The sequence below is a fragment of the Halorientalis salina genome, from assembly GCF_005049285.1.
Classification (GTDB): domain Archaea; phylum Halobacteriota; class Halobacteria; order Halobacteriales; family Haloarculaceae; genus Halorientalis; species Halorientalis salina.
On the sequence record NZ_SOSC01000008.1, the window covers coordinates 41,726 to 66,812 of the forward strand.

Genomic DNA, 25,087 nt, shown 5'->3' on the forward strand with positions numbered 1-25,087 from the left:
CTCGATAGGGGCCGAACTCCCCACGGATATTTACTATCGGGTGTCGATGTTCGAGTATGTTCGAGCGGGTCCTGTTTCCGACGGACGGCAGCGAGACCGCCGCGTCGGTCTTCGAGTTCGCCGAAGCGATCGCCACTGAACACGGTGCGGAGTTACACGTTCTCAACGTCGCAGACACGTCCCGCGACAGCGTGACACGTGTCGGCGGGGAGGTCGTCGACGCCCTCGAAACGGAGGGCGAGCGCGCCGTCGACGAGCTTACAGAGCGTGCCTCGGCCGGGACTGCCCTCCAGACGACCGTGATCCAGGGGGAGCCAAAACGAACGATCGTCGACTACAGCGATCGAATCGACGCCGACCTCGTGGTGATGCCGACACACGGGCGGTCGGGACTCGAACGCGTGCTCCTGGGAAGCGTCACCGAGCACGTCATCAACAACGCGTCGGTCCCGGTGTTGGCGGTCAATCCGAGCGAGGACGGACTGCCGAGCTATCCGCCGACTGACGTGCTCGTCCCGACCGACGGAAGCGAGGGCGCGGACCGCGCGCTCGCGTCGGGTATCGACCTCGCTGCGGCGATCGGTGCCACCCTACACGTCCTGACCGTCGTCGAGACGGCGAGCCTGGGCTTCGACGCCCGCTCGAAAGTGAAGGACGCGGACCTCGAAGCGACCGGGAACGAGATCATCGCCGACGCGACCGAACGCGCGGAGGCGTCCGTCGACGACGTAACGACGTCGGTCCGGCACGGGCGCCCGTACCGGGAGATCCGGTCGTACGTCGACGACAACGGTATCGACCTCGTGACCATGGGAACCCACGGACGGACGGATTTCAGTCGGTACGTTCTGGGAAGCGTCGCGAACAAACTCGTCCGCTCATCGCCGGTGCCGGTGCTGACGGTTCGCGGCGAGACCGACGATACGGAGTAACCGCCGGGTTTCCGCGAGTCCGCCGCACGTTCGCCGCCGCCCGCAGCTGTGTTGAATAAAAATCAAATTTTAAGCGCTATTGCTGTATCGTGTACTACTAGACTCCACTAATGGAAAACGGAAACTACTCGCCAGCGGGTGACGGTCCACACGCGGACGGGGATGCCGAGGTCGAACTCGCGTACAGTGGCCGGGATACGTTCCTGAAAGGCGACGACCGCGACGTGACGGACTTAGACGACATCGACGTCGGAGTGCTGGGAGTGCCCTACGACGGCGCGCTGAGCAATCGACCGGGGGCGCGGTACGGGCCGAGAGCGATACGCAGAGCAAGCGCCTGGTGGGCGTACCTCTCGGAGTACAAGGGCGGCCTCACGAACGTCAACACGAGGGCACAGGTCGATTTCTCCGACCTCCGAGTCGCGGACTGCGGCGACGTGCCGGTCCTCCCCATGGACCGGGAACGTACCGCGGAACGTATCGAATCCCGCGTTTCGAAGATCGCCGAGCAGGCGTTCCCGGTGATACTCGGCGGCGATCACTACTGCACCTACCCGTCGTTCCGCGGCGTCGCCCAAAGTATCGACGCGGACTCCATCGGACTGGTCCAGATCGACGCTCACAGCGACACAGTGACCGAGAGCCCCGTCTTCGGGGAGCACTACCACGGGTCGAGCACGCGCCTGATCGCCGAGTCGGAGTGGTGTACGTACGACTCGATCAGCCAGGTCGGCATCCGAGGATACGAGGGACCGGACTTCTTCGAGTTCGTCGACGACGTCGGTCTCTCGGTCTTTACCCAGCGCGAGGTTCACGAACGCGGCATCACCGACGTCGTCGTCGACGCCATCGAAGCGGCCGCGGCGGAGACGGACGCCGTCTACCTGACCTTCGACATCGACTCGGTCGACCCGAGCGTCGCGCCGGGGACCGGGACGCCGGAACCCGACGGGTTGTCCGCACACCAGGCGCTGAAGATCATGGAGATCGCCGGCAGGCACCCGGACATCGCTGCCGTGGACCTCATGGAGGTGTCGCCGGAGCACGATCCGACGGAGTCGACGCAGATCCTCGCGGCCAGCGCACTCGTGACCCTCCTGGAACGGCAGTTCGCAGAGAAATAGACGGGAGAGGGAGCGTTCGGGTCAGTCGAGGATGACTTTGCAGGCCTCGGCCGGGAAACTGACCGTGACCTCGTCGTCCTCCTCGAAGTTCGTCGTCTCCTCGTTGATCTGCCGTTCGACCTCGAGGTGCTTGCCGTCGACGTCGATCCGATAGAGCTTCAGCGACCCTTTGTAAATCGTGTCGAGGACGGTCCCAGTCCACTCGTTGGCGTATCCGCTGGACTCGTCGTGCGGTTCGAGGATGACCTCCTCTGGCCGAACCGACACGGCGGCGGACCGACCCGCGTCGTCTTCGCTGGCCGGGATCGAGAGCGAGAACTGCCCGTCGTCGGTCTGCAGCGACGATCCGTCGTCGGAGATGGTCCCCTCGTAGAGGTTCGTTTCCCCGATGAAGGTGGCGACGAACTGCGTCTCCGGCGACGTGTACAGGTCGTCGACCGGACCGATCTGTTCGATCTGGCCGTCGTTCATGACGGCGATGCGGTCGGACATCGTCAGCGCCTCCTCCTGGTCGTGGGTCACGTAGATGAACGTGATGCCGAGTTCGTCCTGAATGTCCTTGAGTTCGACCTGCATGTGCTGTCGGAGCTTCCGGTCCAGGCTCGCGAGGGGTTCGTCGAGGAGGAGCACGTCGGGTTCACGGACGACGGCTCGGGCCATCGCGACGCGCTGTTTCTGGCCGCCCGACAGTTCCGTCGCCTTCCGGTCCTGGTATCCCGAGAGCTCGACCATCTCCAGGGATTCCTCGATCCGGGTCTGGCGCTCCTCCTCGGGAACGCCGTCCATCTCCAGTCCGAACGAGATGTTCTCGCCGACGGTCATGTGCGGGAACAGCGCCCACTCCTGGAACACCATCGACGTGTCGCGACTGTTCGCGGTCTGCTCGGTCACGCGGTTCCCGCTGAGATACACGTCCCCGTCGGTCGGCGTCTCCAGGCCGCTGATCATTCGCAGCGTCGTGGACTTCCCACACCCTGACGGGCCGAGCAGCGTGAGGAACTCGCCGGATTCGATCTCGAGGTCCACGCCGTCGACGGCGACCAGGTCACCGAACTCCTTCCGGAGGTTCTGCAGATTGACCGACCCCGCCTGCGAGTCGTCGCCCGATTCGGCTCGATCTCTCTCCGACCGCCCGGACGCCGGATCCTGTGTTTCGTTGGTTTCGCTCACTGTCATTTGTAGGGATAGATGTCCACCATACAGTTACTCGTTTAAATATCGCTTTCCGCTTTCGCCTCTTCCCACATGTTCGTCCAGTCCTCGGTCATATCGGAGAACTCGTAGGGCGTGGTCTGGGCGGCGATCTCCTCGGCGGCGTCGAACCCGTCCTCGGAGAACATCAGCGCCGACTGCTCCTCGTCGCTGAACATATCGAAGGACTCGGTGTTGACCGGCGGGCTCTTCGCGGCCGGTTCCCAGGAGACGCTCTTCTGTCCCTCGGGGGAGACGACGGTCTTCATGAACTCAGTGGCCAGCTCGCGGTCGCTGGGGTTCTTGACCATACACATCCCTTCGGTCCACTGCATCCCGCCTTCCTCGGGCAGTACGACGCTGGCCCAGTCCGCGCCGCCGGCGCGCAGTTCGGACATCGTGAAGTTCCCGACCGGCGAGATGACGATGTCGTTCTGGTTGAACGCCTGCCTGATGGCGCTGGTCCCGCTGTAAATGGCCTCGAACTGGTTGAACATCTGCACGAGGTGGTCCTGGATGTCGGCCAGTTCGTCGTCGCTCTGTTCGAAGGGTTCGTACCCGAGAGTCATCGCGATCTTCGGGATGTTCCACGTCGGCCAGTCCATGACGCCCATCTTGCCGGAGTACTGGCCGTCGGGGCCGCCCGTCCAGAGGACGTCGTAGGACTGGTAGTGGTCCTCCTCGACCTCGTCGGTGTTGACCGTCAGCGTGTCCCAGCCCCACCGCGTCGGGAGCGCGTACATCTCGTCGTCGTACTCGAACGACGAGAACGGCCACTGGAACTGCGGGAGGAAGTTGTCCATCGCCGAGAAGTCGTCGGGATTGAGCGATTCGATAGTCCCCGCCTCCGCGTGGCGCTGGGCCCACGTGTTGTTGACCGTCAGGAGGTCGTAGTCCTCCGTCCCGCCGCTCTGGAGGTTGTTCAGCGCCTCAGAGTCGCTGGAGACGAGACTGATGTTGACCGTCGCGTCGTTTTCCTCCTCGAACTTGTTGACGATGGTGTCCGTCCCGTACCCCTCCCAGGTCAGTACGTTGAGCTGCGTGCCGCTACCGCCGCCGGTGAAACACCCGGCCAGTGCCGCCGTGCCGACCGCGCCCGACGCCTGGACGAACCGCCGTCGGGAAACTCGTTTGTGACCGCGCCCTGCCGTACGTTTCGCTTCCGGTATCTCGCCCGTCATATCTATTCTACAATGCTATCAAGCGCCCGGCAATATAATATTTTCGCATATTGTGCACCAAATGCTCAAAATAGTACCACTCTATCCAATGGGATTGGAAATGATTGGTTCTTATCTTACTCCGGTTTCATTTCCGGGTTTCGACGTACCGGCCTCACGCGGCCGTTGAGTGGCTAGTGACATCGTATATCACCCGCGAGGAGCGGTGTGAGCAGCGTCCGGGCAATAACAGGGTGAACCGGAACATATATTGGATTGAGTTCGGTAAAGTGTCCCCATGGTAGAGATTACGGACAAGATTAATAGTAAAATTCGGACTATAACTAACCGAATACCTATCTCCGATAAGTTCCTCGTTACCGGTGGTCCGTTACTGTTGCTGGAAATCCTGTTTTTCCTCGGACCGGTTCTCATCATGTTCTACATCGCGGTGATCCAGATGGAGAACTTACAACTCGTACACGAGTTCTCCCTGGGGAACTACGTCGAGGTGTTCACCGGGTCGGCGAACCAGGAAGCGTTCAAGACCACGGCGTTCCTGTCCATGCTGACGACGTTCACGGCAGCGGTCGTCGCGTACCCATTCGCCTACTTCATCGCGCGACGCGGCGGCCGGTTCAGGAACCAGCTCCTGATTCTGGTGATGATTCCGTTCTGGACCAACTACATCGTTCGGGTGTACGGCTGGCAGGTCATCCTCGGCTCGGAGGGGATCTTCAACTCCCTGTTCATCTGGCTCGGCGTCATCGACGAACCGATCGGCTGGCTGTTGAACACCAACTTCTCCATCTGGCTCGGGTTGACGTATCTCTGGTTGCCGTTCATGATCCTCCCGCTGTACTCCAGCCTGGAGAAGATCGACGAGACCCTGATCGAGGCGGCCTACGACCTGGGAGCGACGAGGCGAGCGGTCTTCAAGCGAATCATATTGCCCCTGTCGATCCCTGGACTCGTCGGCGGGACGATTTTCGTGTTCATCTTCAGCATGGGCGCGTACATCGTGCCGTCGATGATCGGGGGCGGACAGCTGTTCGTCGGAACCAGGATCGCACACGAGTTCGGTATCGGCGGGGACTGGGCACAAGGTGCGGCCCTCGGGAGCGTCCTGATGCTGGTCGTCGCCGGCACCCTGTGGTCGCTGATGGGGTACACTGACATGGAGGAGATGTTCTAACGATGAGTCACGACACCGAAACCACCGGCCAGCGGGCGGGCGAAAACGCCACGCAGTCCCGGATGGATCGATTCCTGAGCACTGCAGCGACCATCGGTGAGCGCTACTGGCTCCCGGTCTGGACCGTGCTCGTCTTCGCGTTCCTCTATGCACCCATCGTCATCCTGATCCTGTTTTCCTTCGAGCAGGGGACGTTCTCCTCGCTCCCCTGGGACGGCTTTACGACCCGCTGGTACTCGGAGATGTTGAACGACGACCGACTCGTCCAGGCTACGTTCAACAGCCTCCAAGTCGCTGCGAACGTGACGGTCGCCGCGACGATACTGGGCACGCTCGGTGCCATCGCGCTGGTCCGCGGTCAGTTCAAACGGAAGGGACTGTTCCGTGCGATCATCATCGCGCCGATGACGATCCCCGGACTCATCCTCGGGATCGCCCTGCTCATCTGGTTCAACGTCATCGGGATGAACACGTCCCTGATGACGGTGATGCTCGGCCAACTCGTCTTCGTCACGCCGTTCGTCGTCATCACGGTGAGCGCGCGCCTCAGAGGGTTCGATCCGGAACTGGAGGAGGCCGCCCGCGACCTGGGGGCCTCGAAGTGGCAGACCTACCGGCGAGTCACGCTCCCGCTGTTGATGCCTGGCATCGTGAGCGGGTCGCTGTTCGCCTTTACCCTCTCGTTCGACGACTTCCTCATCGCCTTCTTCACCAGCGGTGTGGAAAACACGCTGCCGATCTTCATCTGGTCGAAGGTCCAGCACGGCACGGACCCCGTCATCAACGCGATCAGCACGATGGTGTTGCTGTTCAGCATCACGCTCATCATCATCAGCGAGCTGATCCGACGGTAGCGACACCGAATTTTTCGCTCTTCGGCCACGGACGTCCGTTCTCCACCACGTTTTTACGATTCGGATAGTTCCAACAGCCGATCTTCGCGACGCTCCAGCCCCGGTGCCGTTTGTCAGCCCATGTCATATTACACCATAAACAATATTAGGTATTAGAATAGAATTAGATACTAATCTAGCCACGAAAAGATGGCTAGAGTTCGAATATAATCATGAGCTCTGGACAGCTGGAGTCGGACGAGGAGACGGAAGAGGAATCGACGGAGGAATCGGCCGTCGCGATGGCGCGAGAGCAACTCTCGCGGGCCGCCGAAAACGTCGACGTGGACCCGGGCGTCGTCGAGCGACTGAAACACCCGACGAAGGTGCTGCGAACGTCGGTCCCCGTCGAGCGCGACGACGGGACGGTCGAGGTGTTCACGGGCTACCGGGCACAGCACGACAACGTGCGCGGCCCCTACAAGGGCGGGCTCCGGTACCACCCCGACGTGTCCGAGTCGGAGTGTGTCGGACTGGCGATGTGGATGACCTGGAAGTGCGCGGTCATGGACCTGCCCTTCGGCGGTGCGAAAGGGGGCGTCGTGGTCGACCCGAAGGAACTGAGCGAGGACGAGCGTGAACGGCTCACCCGTCGGTTCGCCGAGGAGATCCGCGATTTCGTCGCGCCGACGAAGGACATCCCGGCCCCGGACATGGGGACGGACGCACAGACGATGGCGTGGTTCATGGACGCCTACAGCATGCAGGAGGGCGAGACGGTCCCCGGTATCGTGACGGGCAAACCGCCGCTGGTCGGCGGGTCCTACGGGCGGGAAGAAGCGCCCGGTCGGAGCGTCGCCATCGTCGCCCGCGAGGCGGCCGACTACTACGACATGCCCATCGACGGGCTGACGGTCGCGGTCCAGGGCTTCGGGAGCGTCGGTGCGAACGCCGCGCGCCTGCTCGACGACTGGGGCGCGGACGTGGTGGCCGTCTCCGACGTGACCGGCGGCGTCTACGACCCCGACGGACTCGACACCCACGCGATTCCGGCGCACGCCGAACAACCGGAAGCCGTCGCGAACTCGGCAGGGGCGACGACGCTCTCGAACGAGGACCTCCTCGAACTCGACGTGGACGTGTTAGTGCCGGCCGCGGTCGGGAACGTCCTCACCGAGGCCAACGCGGAGGAGGTCGACGCGAGCATCGTCGTCGAGGGCGCGAACGGCCCGACGACGACCGCCGCGGACCGGATCCTCACCGAGCGTGACGTGCCGGTGTTCCCGGACATCCTCGCCAACGCCGGTGGCGTGACCGTCAGCTACTTCGAGTGGCTCCAGGACATCAACCGCCGGCAGTGGGACATCGACCGCGTCCGCGAGGAACTCGAGGAGGCGATGCTGTCGGCGTTCGACGACGTGCAGTCGGCACACGAGACCCACGACGTGACCTGGCGAGACGCGGCGTACGTGGTCGCCCTCGACCGCGTCGGCCAGGCGAAGAGTACGCGCGGGCTCTGGCCCTAGAAGGAGCCTCAATCAGTCGGCCGGTCGAGTTACCGGTCGCCCTGACAGAACTCGACGAAGTTCTCGATCGTTTTCGTGGCCGTACACTCCGAGAAGTCGTGGTCGCCCCGCGACCAGTCGCTGGGGTTGTCCTCGACGCGTTCGGTGAACTCGGGGTGGTACTGGACGGTCCAGATCGGTTCAGTTTCGTGACGCGTACAGAAGTGCTCGTTGTAGTCGGTCGTCGCGATGGAGCGGAGGTCTCGGCCGAGTTCGGTGACGAGGTCGGAGTGGAGGACCGGGACGACCGGCTCGACGCCCGAAAGCACCGGATCGTCGTCGTCCGTGACCGTCATCTCGACGAACGTCGCCCGGCGGCGGTCCTCGATGACCTCGCCGCCGAGCGCGTAGTTGACGAGCTGGTGGCCGAAACAGATCCCCAGCAGCGGCACCGACTCGGCGATACACTCCTCGACGAGCTGTTGCTGGCGTTCGAACACCTCGTGGTCGGCCTCGTAGACGCTGGCCGTGCTCCCGCTGATGATGATCCCGTCGTACGCCGTCAGGTCGTCGACGTCGTCGTCCTCCAGGGCGACGCGATACTCGCTGTCGCCGGCGATCCGATCGATCTCGGGACCGAGGTACCGGTAGTCGGGGCGAACCTCGTCGTCTAGAACGAGTACAGACATTACCGGTATGTACAGATACGATACAATAAATCATTCTACCTGTTGTCCGTAATCCAACTCGGAATCGAACGGCCCCGACCACAGACACGTACGAGGCAATCGTCGTCGGACAGCGCGCGGTGCCGTCGGTGCGGTCGCTTACCCGTTGGACGGCCACCGTCACCGACGGTGCGGCCAGTAGTTCGGATTAAATCTAATAATTCTACGTATTTAGAGACTGTGTCTTTATAGCTATCATAAATCGAAACAATATACGAATGATTAAGTAATCGGGCGCTGACCTGTCGGTATGGAATTGTGGGACGACTACGAAGCGACGTACCGCGAACGGACCGCGGGCAGCGAGGCGGCGTTCGAACGATTGCAAGAAGACGTTCCAGCCGGGGTCGCGAGTACGTATCGCGCCTGGGACCCGTATCCGTTCGTCGTCGACCGAGCCGAGGGACCGTACCTGTACGACGTGGACGGGAACGAGTACCTCGATTTCGACATGAACAACGGGGCCGCGATGGTCGGCCACGCCCACCCGACCGTCACCGAGGCCGCGAGCGATCAGTTGCACGACGGGACGCTGTTTACCCATCCCCACGAACTGCTCGGCGAGGCGGCCAGCGCGCTCAAAGAGCGCTGGTCGATGATGGACAAAGTCCGCTTCACGAACAGCGGGACCGAGAGCACGATGCACGCGATGCGGATCGCACGCGCGTACTCGGGACGGGACACGGTCCTGAAGATCGAGGGCGCGTATCACGGCGTCCACGACTACGCCCTCATCAGCAAGGCCACGCCGGAAGGGCAGGTCGGCCATCCGAAGCGACCGAACAAGGTCATCGAGAGCGACGGGATTCCGGAAAAGACGGCCGAAACCGTCGAGGTCGCGCCGTTCAACGACCTCGACGCAGTCGAGTCGATCCTCGAAGACCACGTCAACGAGATCGGTGCGCTCATCGTCGAACCCATCGTGCTCGCGAAAGGCGTCACCCAGCCGTACGACGACTTCCTGCAGGGACTTCGAGAGCTCTGTGACGAGTACGGGATCGTCTACATCTTCGACGAGGTCAAGACCGGCGTGAAGGTCGCGCCCGGCGGTGCCGCCGAGTACTACGACGTCGAACCGGACCTGGTGACGCTCGCCAAGAGCATCGGCGGGAACTTCCCGGTCGGTGCCTTCGGCGGACGCGAGGAGGTCATGTCCGTCATCGAGGACGGGACGGCCCACTACGGGACGTACAACGGGAACCCGCTCGTCGCACGCGCCGTCGAGACCGTCCTGAACGACGTGCTCACCGGAGAGGCCTACGACCACGTCAACCGACTGGGCCAGCGGCTCGCGGACGGGTACGAGGAGATCATGGCCGACCACGGGATCGAAGGGCACGTCGAGAACGTCAACTCGATCGGCATGGTCCTGTTCACCGACGAGCCAGTCGAGAACTATCGCGATTACCTGGAACACATCGACGTCGAGTTCCACGAGAACTACTGGTTCGGGATGCTCAACCAGGGCGTGCTCCCGCACCCACACGACGCGTCCCAGCAGTGGACCATCTCGGTCCAGCACGAAGAAGAACACATCGACGAACACCTGGACGCCTTCGAGAACATCGCCCCGCGTCTCGCCGACGAACAGGCCTGAAACGGGCCTACAGCGTCCCGACGTACTGCGTTCGTTCCCACTCCGTCACCGTCTCACTGAACGACTGGAGTTCCCGTCGTTTACTCGCCACGTAGCCTCGGATCAGGTCCGCTCCGAGGAGGTCCGTCATGGTCTCGTCCGCTTCGAGCGCCGCCAGTGCGTGTCTCGGTGACTGGGGAAGTAGGTCGCCGTCCTCGGCCGCCTCCTGACTCGGCGGTCCGGGGTCGAGTTCCCGACGAATCCCGTCGTACCCGGCCGCCAGCGTCGCGGCGGCGACGAGATACGGGTTCGCGTCGGCGCTCGGAATCCGGTTTTCGACCCGCGTCGTCCCGGACGGAACCCGGATCGACGCGGTGCGGTCGTCGTCCCCCCAGCAGGCCGTGTACGGCGCGAACCCCTCGGGTTTGAACCGCTTGAACGCGTTCAGGGTCGGCGTCCCGAGCGCCGCCAGCGCGTCCGCGTGCTCGATGAGCCCGCCGACGAAGTTGCGACCGGTCTCCGACAGCGCCTCGCCGTCGTCCGCCTCGAAGAGGTTCTCCTCGTCGAAGGCGGACACGTGCAGATGGTAGCCGCTCCCTTCGTGGTCGCCGAACGGTTTCGCCATGAACGTCGCCCGCTGGCCGCGCGCACGCGCCGTCCGCTTCACCAGGCGCTTGAACCGGAACGTAGTGTCGACCTGCGAGAGCGGGGACCCGTAGTCGAACAGGACTTCGAGCTGTCCCGGGCCGTGCTCGTGATGGAACAGCGTCAGGTCGATGCCCAGCTCGTCGGCGTGGGCCGACAGCTGATCGTAGAAGGGCGCGAGCGCCTCCATCTCCAGGGTGACGCACTCGTGTTTGTTGTCGGACGCGGGCTCGTATCCCGACTCCGTCTCGTCGAGCAGGTAGAACTCGAGTTCGCTGCCCAGATACAGCTGGTGTCCGAACTCGCGTTCGATCTCGTCGAGGACAGATTTGAGCGCCGTGCGCGGGGCCGCCGAGACGGGTTCGCCTTCGTAGGTGAAATCAGCGATGACGCTGGCGGCGTTGTCGTTCCACGGGAGCACTCGGAACGTCGACGGGTCCGGGTGGACCGTTCCGTCCCCGAAGTCGATCTCCTCGCCGAATCCGGAGTCCTCGGGAACCTCGCTGCGGGGCGTCTGGACCAGCAACAGGAGGTTCATCGGGAACCCGGACTCCCAGTTGTCCAGGAAGTACTCGGTGCGGATCTGCTTCGACCGAGAGATGCCGTTGACGTCCGGGAACTCGACGAACACGTGGTCGACGTCCGCCGACTCTATCCGGGCTTCCAGTCGGGTACCGTTGTTCTCATCTGTCATAAGTTGCCACTGATGATGTACTATCGTCCTCCAGGAACGCCCGATATTTGTATGTTCCTCATATAAGTCCAATTTATGTGAACGTGGTTCAACTGAGATACCACTCGTCCGAATAATCTACGGTACAGCGACGGTCTGCGGTCGTCCGTGAGAGCACCGGTCGCCCGTTCGCACGCTCAGATCGGGATCGGTGGTTGAGGGGCTCTAGTCGTCGAGTGCCGAGCCGATGGCCTCGACGGTTCGGTCGAGCTGGTCGCGGTCGATCGAAAGCGGCGGCTGGAACCGCAGCACGTTCGAGTAGAAGCCGCCGACGCCCATCACGATTCCTTCCTCGCGGAGGGACTTGCCGACGTGTTTCGCGAGCTTCGGGTCGGGAGCCGGTGCCACGTCGTTCGGGCCGGTTTCGCTGTGGTCGACCAGTTCGACGCCGTGCATCAGTCCGAGTCCGCGCACGTCGCCGACGGCGTCGTACTCGGCTTCCAGGTCAGCGAGTCGATCCGTCAGCCACTGGCCCTGCTCCTGGGCCGAGTCGACGAGCCCGTCCTGTAACTGTTCGATGGTCGCGAGGGCGGCGGCGCAGGCCACGGGGTTGCCGCCGAACGTCGAGAGGTGGTCGCCGGACCCGAAGGCGTCGGCGATCTCCTCCCGGGCAGTGAAGGCCCCGAGTGGCAGACCGTTCGCGATTCCCTTCGCCTGGGCCATGATGTCGGGGACGATGTCGAAGTGGTCGGAGGCCCACATCTCTCCGGTGCGGCCGTAGCCCGACTGGACCTCGTCGACGATGAGCAGTGCGTCGCGTTCGTGTGCGATCGCCTGGACCCGCTCCATCCACTCGGTTGGCGGGACGATGATGCCGCCTTCACCCATCACCGGTTCGACGATGATGGCGGCCAGGTCGTCGGCCGTGTGCGTATCGATAACGCGCTCGACGGACGAAGCACAGCCACTCGTACACTCGTCGTCGTCACAGCGTGAACAGCGGTACGCGTACGGCGGCTCGGCGTGTGCGACGTCGTTGATCGTGGGTGCCATCCCCGACTTGTAGGACTTGTTGCCGGTCAGCGCGAGACTGCCGAGGGTGCGCCCGTGGAACGACATCTCCAGGGCGAGCACCTCCTTGCTGCCGGTGTACTTCCGGGCGAGCTTGACGGCCCCTTCGACGGCTTCGGTCCCGGAGTTACAGAAAAACGACTTCTTGAGGTCGCCCGGCGTCACTTCGGCCAGTTTCTCGCCGAGTTCGGCCGCCGGCTGATGCGGGTGGAGGTACGAACACCCGTGGACGAACTCGTCGAGCTGGTCCTTTGCGGCCTCGACGACCGCCTCGTTTCGGTGCCCGGCGTTGGTCACCGAGATACCCGAGAACACGTCCAGGTACTCGTTACCGTCGAAGTCCTCGACGGTACAGTCCTCCGCCCGTTTGATCGGGACGTGGAGGTCCTTCCAGATCGGCATCAGGTACTCTTCGTATTGCGCTTCGATCTCCGCGTTGCTTGCCCGGGGTGTGTAGTCCTGCGACATGTTCGAGTCCAGTAACTAAGTGAATATAGTTCTATGAAGTTAATACTTTCTTGGACAGTGTACAACGAAATGGCGCAGATGAAAAGTTTGTGCGATTACTGGGGGTGCCGGTCAGGCACTGGCTGAGCGACCGTCGTACTCGTCGGGGAGCGCGTCCTCGGGGACGACGCCGTCGGTCCAGCCCCGCGCCTCGTAGTACTCGTCGAGCGCCGTCTCGAAGTCCGGGAGGTCGTAGGGGAGCCTGTCGTCGTCCCGGTCGAAGCCGCGCTGGTTGTTGAAGTGCCGTTCGAGCGTGACCGTCCGGGCACCGACTTCGAGCAGGTCCTCGTAGTCCGCGTCGAACAGCGATTCGTAGCGCTCGCGGTTCATGTAGCTCCGGGAGAACTTACAGACGACGCCGCTGTCGTTGAGCGCCATGAGGTTCTCGCGGTCGACGAGCGTCTCGGCTTTCCCGACCGTGCCCTCGGGTTCGAGCGCCTCGTCCGGTTCGACGAGTGGGTACTCGACGGAGTAAAAGGTCGCGTACATGTGATCAGCGCCGCGGTTCGCGGTCGCGTAGGACAGTCCCTGGCCGTTGAGGACCCGGCCCTCGTGAGCGGCGAAGTCCATCCCCTTGACCGACCAGTTCTCGACACCGAGTTCGTCGTGGAAGCGGTCGATCCCCTCCGCGAGCGTGTCGCCGATCCCCTCGCGGTGGGCGATCTTCTCGACTGTCTCGTGGATCAACTCGGTGTTCCCGAACTCGTCTTCGGCGGCGAGGTAGGCCGCCACCGTGTTCCCCGCCGAGATGGCGTCCATGCCGTAGCGGTCGCACTGCTCGTTGGACTTCATCACCTCGACGATGTCGTCGACGCCGGAGTTCGATCCGAACGCCATCGCCACCTCGAACTCGGGGCCTTCGGTCTCGACGCCGGCCGCCTCGTCTTTCGTCGGCAGCTTGCAGGCGAAGGCACAGGCCGAACAGGTCCCTTTCTTGTACTTCTTGTCCGCGACTGCCGCGCCGTTGATGCCCTCGACGCCCTCGAACTGCTGTTCGGAGAAGTAGTAGGACGGCAGGCCGTTGACCTCGTTGGCCAGGTCCATGACCGCCACCGTCCCCTGTTCTTTCATGATGTCGTCCGCGGTCGCGGCCTCGCCGTGAATCTCCTGCTGGGTCGCGGGAATTTCGATGTCGGGCGCGCTGTCCCCGCCGAACGTGATGGCTTTGATCCCTTTCGCACCCATGACGGCGCCCAGGCCACCGCGACCGAACGCGCGTTCCTCGGAGGTCATGATCGAGGCGAAGCGAACTTCGTTCTCGCCCGCAGGTCCGATCACGGCCGTCTGGTCGCTCGTGATCCCCCGCTCGGATTCGAGGTACTCGACGGTCTCGGGAACGGTCGCGCCGGCGAGGTGGTCGACCGCCTCGAACTCGACGCCGTCGTCTCGGACGTGAACGGCGAGCAACTCCTCGCTCTCGCCAGTGAGTTCGACTGCGCCGTAGCCCGTCTCGGCGAAGTTCCGGGACATGAACCCGCCGGCGTTGCTCGACAGTAATCCGTCGGTCAGCGGCGAGACGCCGGTGCAGTTCATTCGGCCGGTGAAACTCATGTTCGACGCCTGCATCGGACCGGTCGTGAACACGAGTCGGTTCTCCGGGCCGAGCGGGTCGGCGTCGAAGGGGATCCGCTCGTGCGCCAGGCGGGTCCCGACGCCCCGACCGCCGATGTACCGCTCTTGAATCGATTCGATCGCGGTCTCCTCGGTCTCGCGACCACCAACGTCGATGGTGAACATCGGACCACGGCTACACAACATATTCGTTTGAGGTTCCGCTAAGCTAATAAATATTATCTATTATCCACCAAAAACGTACTAAATCGAATATCAGTTAATATTGATCGGTAGTGTCGAACAGGACTCGACGCGACAGACCGATCATTCAGCAAGACAGATTGCTGTCGATTCCCGCTCAGCCCTTCTCGACGGACCTGGGTTCAAATTTTCTCGAAACGCTAGATCGTGTCCAAGGTATTGGAAACGTTTAATATTACAGAATCGAAACCGACGATAGCATTCGAATCACCGGACGGTGCCGGAGAGGACAGGATTACGCACACATGGACGAAAAGGACATTCAGATTCTCAAAACGGCGTTGTCGGAAGGGACCAGTAGCCCCGACGAGATTCACGAACACACGGACATTCCCAAATCGACGGTCCACTATCGGCTCAACCAGTTGCGGGAGGAGGGGATTCTCGAAAACGACCTGTTCGATATGGATCTGGCCAAACTGGGGCTCTCGATCACGATCATCAGCGAGGTTTACGCGGAGTTCGACGAGGGGTACCACGAGATCGTCGGCGAGAAACTCGCGGACGTAGAGGGCGTCAACCAGGTGTACTTCACGATGGGGGACACGGACTTCATCGTCATCGGGCACGTCACGGACCGCGCGATGGTCGAGTCGATCGTCGAGTCCTACGAGTCCATCGAACAGATTCAGCGGACCAGTTCGAAGTTCGTCATCTCGACCGTCAAGAACGAACGACACCCGGTCAACGACTTCGAACACGACACGCTCGTCGAGGCGCTCACTGGCGAGTGAACTGACACGGCAGCGTACCGGTCGCACCCGTCACGTCGTTAACACCGTTTCAGACGGGCGGAAGATATTTTTCCAATGGAAGTGAACGCCCGGGTATGTCGTTTCGATCGACCGACGAACAGCGGGCCGTTCGAGAGGCGGTCCGCGAGTTCGGCGAGAACGAGATACGGCCGGTCGCGCGCGAACACGACGAGTCGCGGGCGTACCCGGCGGAGATCCGACAACAGGCCGCCGAGTACGACTTCGTCGCGCCACACGTGCCCGAAGAGTACGGCGGTGCGGGCATGGACCTGCCGACGAAGCTGATCGTCGTCGAGGAACTCTGGCGGGCCGACCCCGGCATCGGGACCGCGATCGGCAGCGCGGGTTTCGGGACCGAGATGATCCTCCACTACGGCGACGAGTGGATGCGCGAGGAGTGGCTCCCGAAGATCACCGGCGGGGAGGCGGTCTCCTGTTCCTGTATCTCCGAACCCGCCCACGGCTCGAACGTCGCCGGCATCGAGACGACAGCGCGGCACGAGGACGGCAGCGCCGCGGAAACGACAGCGCGGCGCGAGGAACGAAGCGCCGCGGAAGAAGGCGGCGTAGCCGCCGAGAAGGACGGGGCCGAGTACGTCATCGACGGCCAGAAGACGTGGATCACGAACGGGACGGTCGCCGACGTCGCCGTGGTGATGGCCAAAACCGACCCCGACGCGGGCCGCAAAGGCGTCACTGCCTTCCTCGTACCGACGGACACGGACGGGTTCTCGCCGACGTCGATCGACAACAAACTCGGCCTGCACGCCTCGGATCTGGCCGAAATCGTGCTCGACGGTGTGCGCGTCCCCGAGGAAAACGTCATCGGCGAGGTCGACGAGGGGTTCTACCAGTTGATGAACTTCTTCGCCGAGGGACGGTGCAAGGTCGCGGCCCAGGCCATCGGCGCGGCCCAGGGCGCGCTCGACGCGGCACTGGACTACGCGGGCGAACGCGAGCAGTTCGGGCAGCCCATCGCGGAGTTCCAGGCCATCGAGCACAAACTCGCCGAGATGGCGACGAACGTCGAGGCCGCCCGTTCGCTGGCCTACCGCGCGGCGAGTCACGTCGAGGCGGGCGAGGAAAGGCAGGCGATGCAGTTCGCCAGCATGGCGAAGCTGTTCGCATCCGAGCGTGCCGTCGACGTGGCCGACGAGGCCATCCAGGTCCACGGCGGTGCGGGCTACGTCACCGACCACCCCGTCGAGCGCTACTATCGGGACGCGCGCGTCACGAAAATCTACGAGGGGACCAGCGAGATCCAGAAGAACATCATCGCGGACCGACTGAAATAACGCACCCAATGACCGACGCAACCACGCACGAGGACTGGACGGTCGCCCAGACGGAGACGACGGTGACCGTCGACGGCCACGAGTTAACAGCGGCCTACTGGGACAGTTCGGAGGCGATGGACGGCGAGACAGCCAGCGAAGACCCACCGGTCGTGTTCCTGCACGGCATCCCGACGTGGTCGTTTCTCTGGCGGGACGTGGCTCCGGCCGTCGCCGAGGAGACCGGCCGGCGCGTCGTCGCGCCGGACCTCGTGGGCTACGGCAACTCCGACATGCGCGACTGCTTCGACCGCTCGATCCGCGCCCAGGAGGCGATGCTGGACGACCTGTTCGACCAGCTGGGCGTCGAGACGTGCGCGCTCGTCGCACACGACATCGGCGGCGGCGTCGCGTTGCGGTACGCTGCCCACAACCCGACGGCGGTCTCGAAGCTCGTGTTGTCGAACGCGGTCTGTTACGACTCCTGGCCGGTCGGGTTCATCACGGATCTGGGACTGCCCCGGACCACGGAGATGCCCCTCGACACGCTGGAAGAGCAGGTCGGCGGCGCGTTCTCCGAGGGCGTCTACGCCGACGAGGCCGAGGCGGCCTTCGTCGAGGGGATGACCCAGCAGTGGACCGACGAGACGGGCCGGACCTCGCTGAGTCGGAACGCAGTCGCGACGAACACGAACCACACGACGGAACTCGACTACGACGCGATCGACGCTGACTTCCTCGCGCTGTGGGGCAGCGACGACGAGTTCCAGCCCATCGAGTACGCACACCGCCTGACCGACGACCTCGGCGGCGAGGTGGTGGAACTCGACGCCTACCACTGGGTGGTCGAGGACCGTCCCGAGCGGTATACGGCAGAAGTAAGTCAGTTCCTAACGGAGTGACATACAACAGATGCACAGACGAACCTACGCGGTACCGACGGAGGACGAATCGTGACGGCAGATCAGGAACCACCGGACTGGGAGTTCAAGGAACGCGACGTGCTCATCCTGCGGGAACTGTCGCGGGACCCGCAGTTGTCGTCGCGCGACCTCGCACGCATCTTAGAAGAGGACCACGACATCAAAGTCTCACACGTGACCGTCAGCGAGTCCATCCGCGGGATGCGCGAAGAAGGCGTCTTCCGGGAGGCGATCATCCCAAACGAGGAGTACTTCATCTTCGGGATGTTCGAGTTCAAGATCAACCCCGAACACTTCGACGACGGGTGGCGCGAGGCCATGGAGTACGTCCGCGACTCGCCGAACACGCTGATGTACTTCCTCTCGGACGGCGAGTACCAGTGGAAGTCCGTGATGATGTTCCCCGATCGGATCGACGAGTCGAAGTGGATCCACGATTTCTACAAGGAACACGGCGACGTCGTCCACAACATCCGCAACTCCGTGGTTCACAACGTCCTCAAGTTCCGCACCGACCCGGAGATCCTCGAAACGCTCCACGAGGACTGAGATCAGGGGGCGGTCCCCGGAGGCGTCCCGGCGGGAACGGCCACGGTTCGGGCAGAACCTCCGCGGAGATTACTATCGAGTAGTCAAGTGTGGACACACACCGCGGGCCGAAAGCACACTGAGTCAGGAGTCCGAGTACGTAGTTACTGGCCACTTATTTCGTCGTGGTATCAGCTCACATTTGAATTCGAATTCGGGGAGTCCGAAGGCATTTACCGGTTCGTGGTGGACAAAATAGCGACACCGGACATCGCACGTTCGGTCGGTCCCCGTGCGTGATCCATGGTGTCAGACATACCATGTTGCCCTCCACAGACAAGGCGCTCCTCACGAGCGTCACGGTTCTCTTAGTCGGGGGAATCGTCATCGGGTCTGCGGTCCCGGCAGTGGCGGCGAGCCACGGGTCGACGGCCGTAGACTTCAACGACGCAGTACAGGAAAACGACACTGAACAGGAAAACGAAACGACGCCCGAAGACGAGTTGACGCCAGAGGACGAGGAGACGCCCGAGGACGAAATGACGCCCGAGGACGACGCTGAGCAGGACAACGAGACGGCAGAAGACGAGGCTGAACAGGAAGAAGCGGAAGACGAACTACCCGATTGGAACGTCCGTCTCTCGTCGGACGGAACGTTCTGGCAGAACCAGCGGGCCTACTTCGACGGCGCGGAGGTCGTCAACAACGCCTCGATCAAACCCATCGGACAGGCCAGCGAGGAGGCCAGGACCTTCGAGGTTCGGACGGTCGAGGACGGCACGCTCGGATCGAACGTCGACGAGTTCCAGGTCAACGAAACGGGTATCGCCGTCATCAACATGTCCGGGTACGAGCCCGGTGAGTACGCCCTAGTCTACGAGGAGATGCCCGTCGCCGTCGACGATGGAGAAGGTGAATTCGTGAGCGATGCCTCCGAAGCCGCCTTCGAGGTCGACATCCAGAACCTCTCGGCGTCGTTCGATCCCGATCAGGTCAGTACGGACGGGACGACGCAGTTCGAGGTCGAATCGAACCGCGACGACAGTTTCCTCGTCAGCGTCAAGGGGTCGGGACTTCACCAGGCACAGGTGACGGCCATCTTCGACGAGGCCGAACCGTTCGAGAACACCTCGGTCCGGAACGGGACGATATTCCGGGTCGACGACGACGTCGAAGTGCAGGCCAACGAGGCGCCGATCGATCCCGGACGTTACCAGTTCCGGATCGACGTCATCGGTGCTCAAGCCAGCGATACGGCGTCGCTGACCATCGGCGATCCCGAGGAGATAAACGAGACGATGGGGAACGAATCGAACGGCCCCGGCGCGGCCGACCCCGGTAACGATACCGGCGCACCCGGTGGCAACGGTGATCTGTTCACCGATACGCCCGACGAGGGCACAGACGACGAGACGCCCACCGAGAGCGAGCCGCCGGGCGAGGAATCACCGACCGAGACCGACGACGGTGACGAGACGGAAACCGGGACCACGACGACCGAAACCGGTCCCGGATTCGGCCTGCTCGTCGCCGCCATCGGCCTGCTCGGTGCCGGGCTGCTCGCCCGCCGTCGAACCGCGTAACCGCCTTCGATTCGACACGCCGACTTTTTTCCGCGTTTCCGAAAAGATACGCCTTCGAACCGCTACTGCATCAGCGAGAGGAACTCGCAGGTGATGACCGGCGCGTTGGTTTGTTTTTTGATCTCGGCTTCGGTGTGAAGGACGCCGCCAGCGACCGGATGGTCGGGCTTCTCGCGTTTCTCGACCACTTCAGTCTCGACGTGAATCGTGTCGCCGAAGGTGACCGGGCCGACGAAACGCAGGTTGTCGACGCCGTAGAAGGCCACGAGACTCTCGCGTTCCCGCTCGGAGCGAGACTGCCAGAGCAGCCCCGTCGCGATCGAGAACACGAGCGTCCCGTGGGCGATTCGTTCCCCGAACTGGGACTCGGCCATCCGTTCGGCGTCCATGTGGAGGTGGTTGAAGTCACCGCTGACGCCCGCGAAGTTCACCACGTCCGCCTCGGTAATCGTTCGTGCTTCGGTCTCGGCCGTCTCGCCGACCTCAACGCTCTCGAAGTAGCTGTCCGCCGCCGTCGATGTCTCGTCGCTCATAGTGAACTCTCCGTGAACAGTCGGTACGTCGTCGCTCCGATGGCGATCTCCTTGCTCTGTCCCTCCTCGTCGGTCCCGAGAACCGTCACGCGCGTGACGCCCGTCGACGTGCCCGCGCGGATGACTTCCGCTTCGACGTGGATGTCCGACGTGGCCGGCCGGACGTACTTCACGTCCAGGTCCGTCGTCGCGAGGGTCGTGTTCATCGGGTCGTCCATGCAGGTACGCAACGCGAAGGCGCTACAGGTGTCGACGACCGTCGCCGTCACGCCGCCGTGGATGGTCCCGGTGACCCAGTTCGTCAGCTTCTCCTGGTAGGGGAGTTCCATGACCGCGCGGCCGTCTTCGAGGGTCTCCAGTGAGACGTTCAGCCACGACAGGAAGCCGTGCTTTTCGATGACCATCGAGGCCTCCTCGACCCCTAGCTCACCCTCGAACTCGAAGGGGACGTCGTCGGACTCCTCGCCCATCTATTTGCCCTCGAACTCCGGCTCGCGGTCCTCCATGAACGCGCTCGCGCCCTCCATCATGTCGTCGGTGCCCATCAGCAGTCCGAAGGCCTGACTCTCCATGGCCAGCGCCGCCGGCATGCTCGCGTCGTCTCCCTCGTTCATCACCTGTTTCGCGAAGCTGAGGCCGACCGGCGGCCCCGTGACGAGGTCGTCGACGAACTCGGCGACCACGTCGTCGAACTCCTCGTCGGGGACCGAGCGGTTGATGAGTCCCCAGTTCTCGGCGCGGTCGGCGCTGATGCGGTTGCCGCGGAAGACGAGTTCCTTGGCGCGTGCCTCGCCGATCATCCGGAGTGCGCGCTGTGTGCCGCCGCCGCCGGGCAGCAGGCCCAGACTGATCTCCGGGAAGCCGAACTCCGAGTCCTCGGTTGCGACCCGCAGGTCACAGGCGAGCGCGAGTTCGTGGCCGCCGCCCAGGCAGAAGCCGTCGATCTTCGCCAGCGTGGGACGGGGGAACTCGTTGACCGTCTCGAACATCGAGGTGACCTCTGCGGCCTCGTGGGGTTCCATCCCGGAGAAGCCGCCGATGTCGGCACCGGCCGAGAACGCGCGGTCGCCGGCGCCCTCGAAGGTGACACACCGAACCTCGTCCAGGTCGGCGTTGTTCAGGACGTGCTCGATCTCGTCCATCAGGTCGTCGTTGAGCGCGTTCATGCGCTCGGGGCGGTCGAGTTCGACCGCGAGGACGCCGTCGTCCTGGGAGACGTTGAGGGTGCGATACTCGCGGTCGCCACCGTCGCCGTCGTACTCGTAGAAGCCGCGACCGGCGTCCTCGCCCGTGTGGCCGTTGTTGACGAGTTCGACGAGGTAGTCGGCCGGTCGGTACCGGTCGGCCTCGGTCTGCTCGTACAGCGTCTCCAGTTTCTCCAGGATCTCGTCGAGCCCGGTCTTGTCGGCGCGACGGCAGGGGCCTTCGGGGAAGCCCGCACCCAGGCGCATCCCGGTGTCGATGGCGTCCGGCGTCGCCACGTCGTTCCCGATGAGTTTGGCGGCCTCGTTGACCATCCGGGCCTCGACCCGCAGCGTGTCGAAGCCCTCGCCGTCGCCGGGCTCGTACGTCGTCCCTTCGCCGTCCTCGTAGTCGTAGTATCCTTTCCCAGTCTTCTTGCCGAGGTTCTCGTTCTCGACTTTCTCCTCGACGATCGGTGCGATGGGGCGGCCGGCCTCTTTGCGGACGTGGTAGCCGATGTCGATGCCCGTCATGTCCGCCAGCTCGAAGGGACCCATCGGATAGCCGCGCTGGTGGACCATCGCCGCGTCGGCCTGCTCGACGGTCGCTTCGTCCTCCGAGACCATCCAGGCGGCCTCGTCACCGAACGGACCCAGGACCGAGTTGACGACGAAGCCGTTGACGTCTTTCCGGACGTAGATGGGCGTCTTGTCGATGGACTCGACGAAGTCGTGGGCCGCTTCGGCGGTCTCGTCGCTGGTCTCGTCGCCGTAGATGACTTCGACCAGGTCCATCTTGACCGGCGGATTGAAAAAGTGCATCCCGACGACCTGGTCCGGTCGGTCGGTCGCCGTCGCGATCTCCGTGATCGAAAGCGAGGACGTGTTCGAGGCGAGAATCGTGTGCTCGGGCGTGAAATCGTCGAGATTGCCGTAGATCTCCTTCTTGAGTTCCATCTGCTCCGGGGCGGCCTCGATGACCAGGTCGACGTCGTCGACGGCGGTTTCGAGGTCGACCTCGGTCTCGACCCGGGACAGCACCTCGTCGGCGTCCTCGTCGATCAGTCCCTTCTCGGCGAGTTTCTGGAGACTCCACTCGATATCGTCGTACCCGTCGTCGACGAGGTCCTGTTCGATGTCACGCATCACCACGTCGTAGCCGGCGATGGCGACGACTTCGGTGATCCCGTGACCCATACTACCTGCACCGAGCACTGCGACTCGGTCGATATCATCGACTTGCATGCCAAGAGATGTGTCCGCGACCGATATAACTCCACCGACGGTGTGAACCACTGTAAACCAATGGACCACAGTACCGAAACTATGTTAGGTTCCGATACTCCATCACAGCTCGTCGTTAAACACGTCGCCCGAGACGACGCGTCTATCGACGAGGGATATTCGGCCGAGAGACGTTCGAGACCTCTGTGCGAAGGCAGGCGTAAAGACGCTCCAAGATCCAGAGGGGTGGTTGCATCACTGAAACGGACTGTGCTTATAAGTAGCCGTGATCTAACGGGGTAAACTATGTGGGGGTATAGACTGTATACTGATTTACAGCCGGTTATGCGGAGTCGGGGGAAGCTCCGTACGACGGCTACCGTGCAGGGGGAAGGATGTACAATCGTAAACGAGTAACGAGAGGCGCTGGCGCAGCCCTGGCTGTCTGGGGCCTCATTGGACTGCTAATCATGTCGACAGGCGTCGCCTACGCGGCCCCACTCGCCGGACTGGGTGGGTTCGACATCGCCGCGACAGAGATATCTGCGGACAACATGGTGCTGTATCCCGGCGTCGGGGATACGAGTACGCGGGAGTACTACCCGCAGACCATCGTAGAGCTACAGGACGTGCAACTGCGGAACCTCTGGCTCTACAAGACGCTCGACCTCAGTTCGACGCCGGGGCTCACCGGACAAGCGCGGGTGTTTTTCGTGTCGGCCGGGACGAGCAACGCCGAGAACGTCGTGGTGAAATCCACAGCTGTCGCAACCGACGGCGAGGCTCGGTTCGAAGACTTCGCAATCGAGGAAGAACGGAGCAGTGACCCACGCGGGCAGTTCGAGATCTCGGCGGACGGCCCCGTCACCTTCGAACGCCCACGCATCAACGCGCACTATCTCGCCAGTGGCACCATCGTGCTCTCGAACATCAACCTGATGCTGTGTTACGACCCGGACGGCGACGACGAGTACGAGATGGGGGCCTGTCCGTCAGGTGACCCGATCAGCCAGAGCTACCGACTCTCGGACCGGCCGAATCAACCGGATCCGACGGTCTCGGAGGGCGACGACCAGTGGGCGTTCGATGGCCCCATCCGAGACATCGGTGAAAGCATCGGTGACGTCACCGACACGGTCACGAAGGGCATCACGGACGGCATCAGCGATATCGGCGACACCATCGACGACATCTTCTGACCTCGCCGTCGGGGATTCGGCCTGAGTATACGCAGCTACAGAACGAAACCCATCGCAACGACTGTGCAGTCGCTCACAACGGGCGAGAATAGAGACATCAGAGAAGAGCTACAGCTTGCTTTCCGCGTCCTCGGCGAGTTCCTTCATCCGCTTGCCGATGCGACCCGCGTCCGAGAACTCGTCTTCGCTCATGGCCGTCGCCAGCGCGTTCCCGAGGACGAACACGGCGTGTTTGTGCTCGCTTTTCGACATGTGGACGTCGTTGGGCGTCACGTCGAGTTCCTCGTAGGCGTCGAACAGCCCCGAATCGATGTCTTCGAGGTCCTTGAAATAGTCCATGATCATCACCATGTGTTCGTGGAGTTCGAGCAGTTCGTCTTTGTGCATCCTTGTGTTATCGTTCGTGAGACGGCCGTTTAAGGATTTCTGACAACCCTTCGCACAACTGGCAAATCGTCAGTCGGCGGAAATCAACCGTCAGATCCGGTTATCTCCGGTGGTTCCGACATCGGGTACCCGGCAGCGTGGCAAATGATTGCCATACAACAGAGTCACAGCGAGTCCGATAGCAGTCGCTATCCCCCGGGACGCGTCTGGAAGGCGGCTTCAACAGAGAGACTAGAACACGTACTCGTCGTCGTGGCCCATCATACCGTCGTCCTCGAAGCCGGCTTCTTCTTCGTCGTCAACGGGTCCGCTCGTTTTGTACGCCTTGATCCCGGTCGAGAGCAGGTCCTCGATGGCCTCCTCGCGGTTGAGGAATTCACCCTGCTCGACCAACTGGGCGATCTGCATCTCGAGATGCTCCGGGATGGTGATCTCTGCCTTCGGCATTTGAACGTTGGGGGTTTCGACAGAGGGGTATTTAATTCTGACGGCGATCTTGCCCGCGTATCAAAAAATTCCTCGATATTCACAAACTAAAGTTATAG

Annotated in this window: 23 protein-coding genes; 12 read left to right on the plus strand and 11 right to left on the minus strand. The window is 62.8% G+C overall.

Translation table 11 applies throughout. The features are described from left to right. Positions 1-56: 56 nt before the first annotated feature. Positions 57-932: a universal stress protein gene (locus E2481_RS13890; protein ID WP_136717757.1), complete on the plus strand. Its 876-nt coding sequence runs from the start codon at positions 57-59 to the stop codon at positions 930-932. A gap of 110 nt (positions 933-1,042) precedes the next feature. Then, positions 1,043-2,056: an agmatinase family protein gene (locus tag E2481_RS13895; RefSeq protein ID WP_136717758.1), complete on the plus strand. Its 1,014-nt coding sequence runs from the start codon at positions 1,043-1,045 to the stop codon at positions 2,054-2,056. A gap of 21 nt (positions 2,057-2,077) precedes the next feature. Here E2481_RS13895 and E2481_RS13900 read toward each other — a convergent pair whose 3' ends face one another. Together E2481_RS13900 and E2481_RS13905 are read right to left on the minus strand one after the other, a co-directional pair. Further along, positions 2,078-3,232: an ABC transporter ATP-binding protein gene (locus E2481_RS13900; protein WP_136717759.1), complete on the minus strand. Its 1,155-nt coding sequence runs from the start codon at positions 3,230-3,232 to the stop codon at positions 2,078-2,080. Positions 3,233-3,267: 35 nt separating this feature from the next. After that, positions 3,268-4,428, minus strand: a complete 1,161-nt coding sequence (locus E2481_RS13905; RefSeq protein ID WP_136717760.1) for an ABC transporter substrate-binding protein — start codon at positions 4,426-4,428, stop codon at positions 3,268-3,270. Between the two features lie 376 nt (positions 4,429-4,804). Here E2481_RS13905 and E2481_RS13910 point away from each other — a divergent pair, with 376 nt between their 5' ends. The 3 genes from E2481_RS13910 to gdhB all read left to right on the plus strand — a co-directional run bounded on the left by E2481_RS13910 (position 4,805) and on the right by gdhB (position 7,961). Then, a complete protein-coding gene (locus tag E2481_RS13910) occupies positions 4,805-5,602 on the plus strand; it encodes an ABC transporter permease (protein ID WP_169302450.1) in 798 nt (265 codons plus the stop codon). Between the two features lie 2 nt (positions 5,603-5,604). Further along, the gene (locus E2481_RS13915) at positions 5,605-6,456 is read left to right on the plus strand and encodes an ABC transporter permease (RefSeq protein WP_136717762.1); all 852 of its coding nucleotides are present in this window, start codon (positions 5,605-5,607) and stop codon (positions 6,454-6,456) included. Between the two features lie 212 nt (positions 6,457-6,668). Further along, positions 6,669-7,961, plus strand: a complete 1,293-nt coding sequence (gene gdhB, locus E2481_RS13920; RefSeq protein WP_136717763.1) for a glutamate dehydrogenase GdhB — start codon at positions 6,669-6,671, stop codon at positions 7,959-7,961. Positions 7,962-7,990: 29 nt separating this feature from the next. Here the strand turns inward: gdhB and E2481_RS13925 are convergent, their stop codons facing one another. Next, entirely contained in the window at positions 7,991-8,629 is a 639-nt protein-coding gene (locus tag E2481_RS13925) for a type 1 glutamine amidotransferase (RefSeq protein ID WP_136717764.1), read from the minus strand. A 289-nt stretch (positions 8,630-8,918) separates the two neighbouring features. Here E2481_RS13925 and E2481_RS13930 point away from each other — a divergent pair, with 289 nt between their 5' ends. Continuing rightward, positions 8,919-10,265: an aspartate aminotransferase family protein gene (locus E2481_RS13930; protein WP_136717765.1), complete on the plus strand. Its 1,347-nt coding sequence runs from the start codon at positions 8,919-8,921 to the stop codon at positions 10,263-10,265. A gap of 7 nt (positions 10,266-10,272) precedes the next feature. Here E2481_RS13930 and E2481_RS13935 read toward each other — a convergent pair whose 3' ends face one another. From E2481_RS13935 to E2481_RS13945, 3 genes are all read right to left on the minus strand, one after another. Further along, positions 10,273-11,583: a glutamine synthetase family protein gene (locus E2481_RS13935; RefSeq protein WP_136717766.1), complete on the minus strand. Its 1,311-nt coding sequence runs from the start codon at positions 11,581-11,583 to the stop codon at positions 10,273-10,275. Between the two features lie 204 nt (positions 11,584-11,787). Further along, entirely contained in the window at positions 11,788-13,101 is a 1,314-nt protein-coding gene (locus tag E2481_RS13940; RefSeq protein WP_136717767.1) for an aspartate aminotransferase family protein, read from the minus strand. 111 nt (positions 13,102-13,212) lie between these two features. Further along, the gene (locus tag E2481_RS13945) at positions 13,213-14,898 is read right to left on the minus strand and encodes an aldehyde ferredoxin oxidoreductase family protein (protein ID WP_136717768.1); all 1,686 of its coding nucleotides are present in this window, start codon (positions 14,896-14,898) and stop codon (positions 13,213-13,215) included. A 302-nt stretch (positions 14,899-15,200) separates the two neighbouring features. Here E2481_RS13945 and E2481_RS13950 point away from each other — a divergent pair, with 302 nt between their 5' ends. The 5 genes from E2481_RS13950 (at position 15,201) to E2481_RS13970 (ending at position 20,018) form a co-directional block, all read left to right on the plus strand. Further along, entirely contained in the window at positions 15,201-15,689 is a 489-nt protein-coding gene (locus tag E2481_RS13950) for an Lrp/AsnC family transcriptional regulator (protein ID WP_136717769.1), read from the plus strand. 95 nt (positions 15,690-15,784) lie between these two features. After that, positions 15,785-17,005: an acyl-CoA dehydrogenase family protein gene (locus E2481_RS13955; RefSeq protein ID WP_136717770.1), complete on the plus strand. Its 1,221-nt coding sequence runs from the start codon at positions 15,785-15,787 to the stop codon at positions 17,003-17,005. 8 nt (positions 17,006-17,013) lie between these two features. Further along, entirely contained in the window at positions 17,014-17,886 is an 873-nt protein-coding gene (locus E2481_RS13960; RefSeq protein ID WP_136717771.1) for an alpha/beta fold hydrolase, read from the plus strand. A 51-nt stretch (positions 17,887-17,937) separates the two neighbouring features. Next, complete coding sequence (locus E2481_RS13965; RefSeq protein ID WP_136717772.1) at positions 17,938-18,456, plus strand: Lrp/AsnC family transcriptional regulator; 519 nt, start codon at positions 17,938-17,940, stop codon at positions 18,454-18,456. A gap of 299 nt (positions 18,457-18,755) precedes the next feature. Further along, the gene (locus E2481_RS13970; RefSeq protein ID WP_136717773.1) at positions 18,756-20,018 is read left to right on the plus strand and encodes a PGF-CTERM sorting domain-containing protein; all 1,263 of its coding nucleotides are present in this window, start codon (positions 18,756-18,758) and stop codon (positions 20,016-20,018) included. 62 nt (positions 20,019-20,080) lie between these two features. Here the strand turns inward: E2481_RS13970 and E2481_RS13975 are convergent, their stop codons facing one another. From E2481_RS13975 to E2481_RS13985, 3 genes are read right to left on the minus strand one after another with little or no spacing between them, the layout of a single operon-like run. After that, positions 20,081-20,551 (minus strand): MaoC/PaaZ C-terminal domain-containing protein, encoded by a 471-nt coding sequence (locus tag E2481_RS13975; RefSeq protein WP_136717774.1) that lies wholly within the window; start codon positions 20,549-20,551, stop codon positions 20,081-20,083. Further along, entirely contained in the window at positions 20,548-21,021 is a 474-nt protein-coding gene (locus tag E2481_RS13980; protein ID WP_169302451.1) for a PaaI family thioesterase, read from the minus strand. Before E2481_RS13980 ends, E2481_RS13975 begins: the two co-directional genes overlap by 4 nt. Continuing rightward, positions 21,022-22,977: a 3-hydroxyacyl-CoA dehydrogenase/enoyl-CoA hydratase family protein gene (locus tag E2481_RS13985; RefSeq protein ID WP_136717775.1), complete on the minus strand. Its 1,956-nt coding sequence runs from the start codon at positions 22,975-22,977 to the stop codon at positions 21,022-21,024. 449 nt (positions 22,978-23,426) lie between these two features. Between E2481_RS13985 and E2481_RS13990 the strand changes: the two genes are divergently transcribed. Then, on the plus strand, positions 23,427-24,155 hold the full coding sequence (locus E2481_RS13990; RefSeq protein ID WP_136717776.1) for a hypothetical protein: 729 nt from the start codon (positions 23,427-23,429) through the stop codon (positions 24,153-24,155). Positions 24,156-24,263: 108 nt separating this feature from the next. On the opposite strand, the gene E2481_RS13995 is transcribed toward E2481_RS13990, so the two are convergent. Further along, positions 24,264-24,542, minus strand: coding sequence for a UPF0058 family protein (locus E2481_RS13995; RefSeq protein WP_136717777.1), 279 nt, complete (start codon positions 24,540-24,542; stop codon positions 24,264-24,266). Between the two features lie 231 nt (positions 24,543-24,773). Continuing rightward, complete coding sequence (locus E2481_RS14000) at positions 24,774-24,989, minus strand: ribbon-helix-helix domain-containing protein (protein ID WP_136717778.1); 216 nt, start codon at positions 24,987-24,989, stop codon at positions 24,774-24,776. Positions 24,990-25,087: the final 98 nt, after the last annotated feature.

Coding starts and splice junctions, on each gene's coding strand:
- E2481_RS13915 (WP_136717762.1), top strand. CDS start 5,605: ATGAGTCACGACACCGAAACCACCGGCCAGCGGGCGGGCGAAAACGCC.
- E2481_RS13925 (WP_136717764.1), bottom strand. CDS start 8,629: ATGTCTGTACTCGTTCTAGACGACGAGGTTCGCCCCGACTACCGGTAC.
- E2481_RS13980 (WP_169302451.1), bottom strand. CDS start 21,021: ATGGGCGAGGAGTCCGACGACGTCCCCTTCGAGTTCGAGGGTGAGCTA.
- E2481_RS13975 (WP_136717774.1), bottom strand. CDS start 20,551: ATGAGCGACGAGACATCGACGGCGGCGGACAGCTACTTCGAGAGCGTT.
- E2481_RS13900 (WP_136717759.1), bottom strand. CDS start 3,232: ATGACAGTGAGCGAAACCAACGAAACACAGGATCCGGCGTCCGGGCGG.
- E2481_RS13995 (WP_136717777.1), bottom strand. CDS start 24,542: ATGCACAAAGACGAACTGCTCGAACTCCACGAACACATGGTGATGATC.
- E2481_RS13890 (WP_136717757.1), top strand. CDS start 57: ATGTTCGAGCGGGTCCTGTTTCCGACGGACGGCAGCGAGACCGCCGCG.
- E2481_RS13970 (WP_136717773.1), top strand. CDS start 18,756: ATGTTGCCCTCCACAGACAAGGCGCTCCTCACGAGCGTCACGGTTCTC.
- E2481_RS13960 (WP_136717771.1), top strand. CDS start 17,014: ATGACCGACGCAACCACGCACGAGGACTGGACGGTCGCCCAGACGGAG.
- E2481_RS13990 (WP_136717776.1), top strand. CDS start 23,427: ATGTCGACAGGCGTCGCCTACGCGGCCCCACTCGCCGGACTGGGTGGG.
- E2481_RS13950 (WP_136717769.1), top strand. CDS start 15,201: ATGGACGAAAAGGACATTCAGATTCTCAAAACGGCGTTGTCGGAAGGG.
- E2481_RS13985 (WP_136717775.1), bottom strand. CDS start 22,977: ATGCAAGTCGATGATATCGACCGAGTCGCAGTGCTCGGTGCAGGTAGT.
- E2481_RS13940 (WP_136717767.1), bottom strand. CDS start 13,101: ATGTCGCAGGACTACACACCCCGGGCAAGCAACGCGGAGATCGAAGCG.
- E2481_RS13945 (WP_136717768.1), bottom strand. CDS start 14,898: ATGTTGTGTAGCCGTGGTCCGATGTTCACCATCGACGTTGGTGGTCGC.
- gdhB (WP_136717763.1), top strand. CDS start 6,669: ATGAGCTCTGGACAGCTGGAGTCGGACGAGGAGACGGAAGAGGAATCG.
- E2481_RS13935 (WP_136717766.1), bottom strand. CDS start 11,583: ATGACAGATGAGAACAACGGTACCCGACTGGAAGCCCGGATAGAGTCG.
- E2481_RS14000 (WP_136717778.1), bottom strand. CDS start 24,989: ATGCCGAAGGCAGAGATCACCATCCCGGAGCATCTCGAGATGCAGATC.
- E2481_RS13955 (WP_136717770.1), top strand. CDS start 15,785: ATGTCGTTTCGATCGACCGACGAACAGCGGGCCGTTCGAGAGGCGGTC.
- E2481_RS13895 (WP_136717758.1), top strand. CDS start 1,043: ATGGAAAACGGAAACTACTCGCCAGCGGGTGACGGTCCACACGCGGAC.
- E2481_RS13930 (WP_136717765.1), top strand. CDS start 8,919: ATGGAATTGTGGGACGACTACGAAGCGACGTACCGCGAACGGACCGCG.
- E2481_RS13905 (WP_136717760.1), bottom strand. CDS start 4,428: ATGACGGGCGAGATACCGGAAGCGAAACGTACGGCAGGGCGCGGTCAC.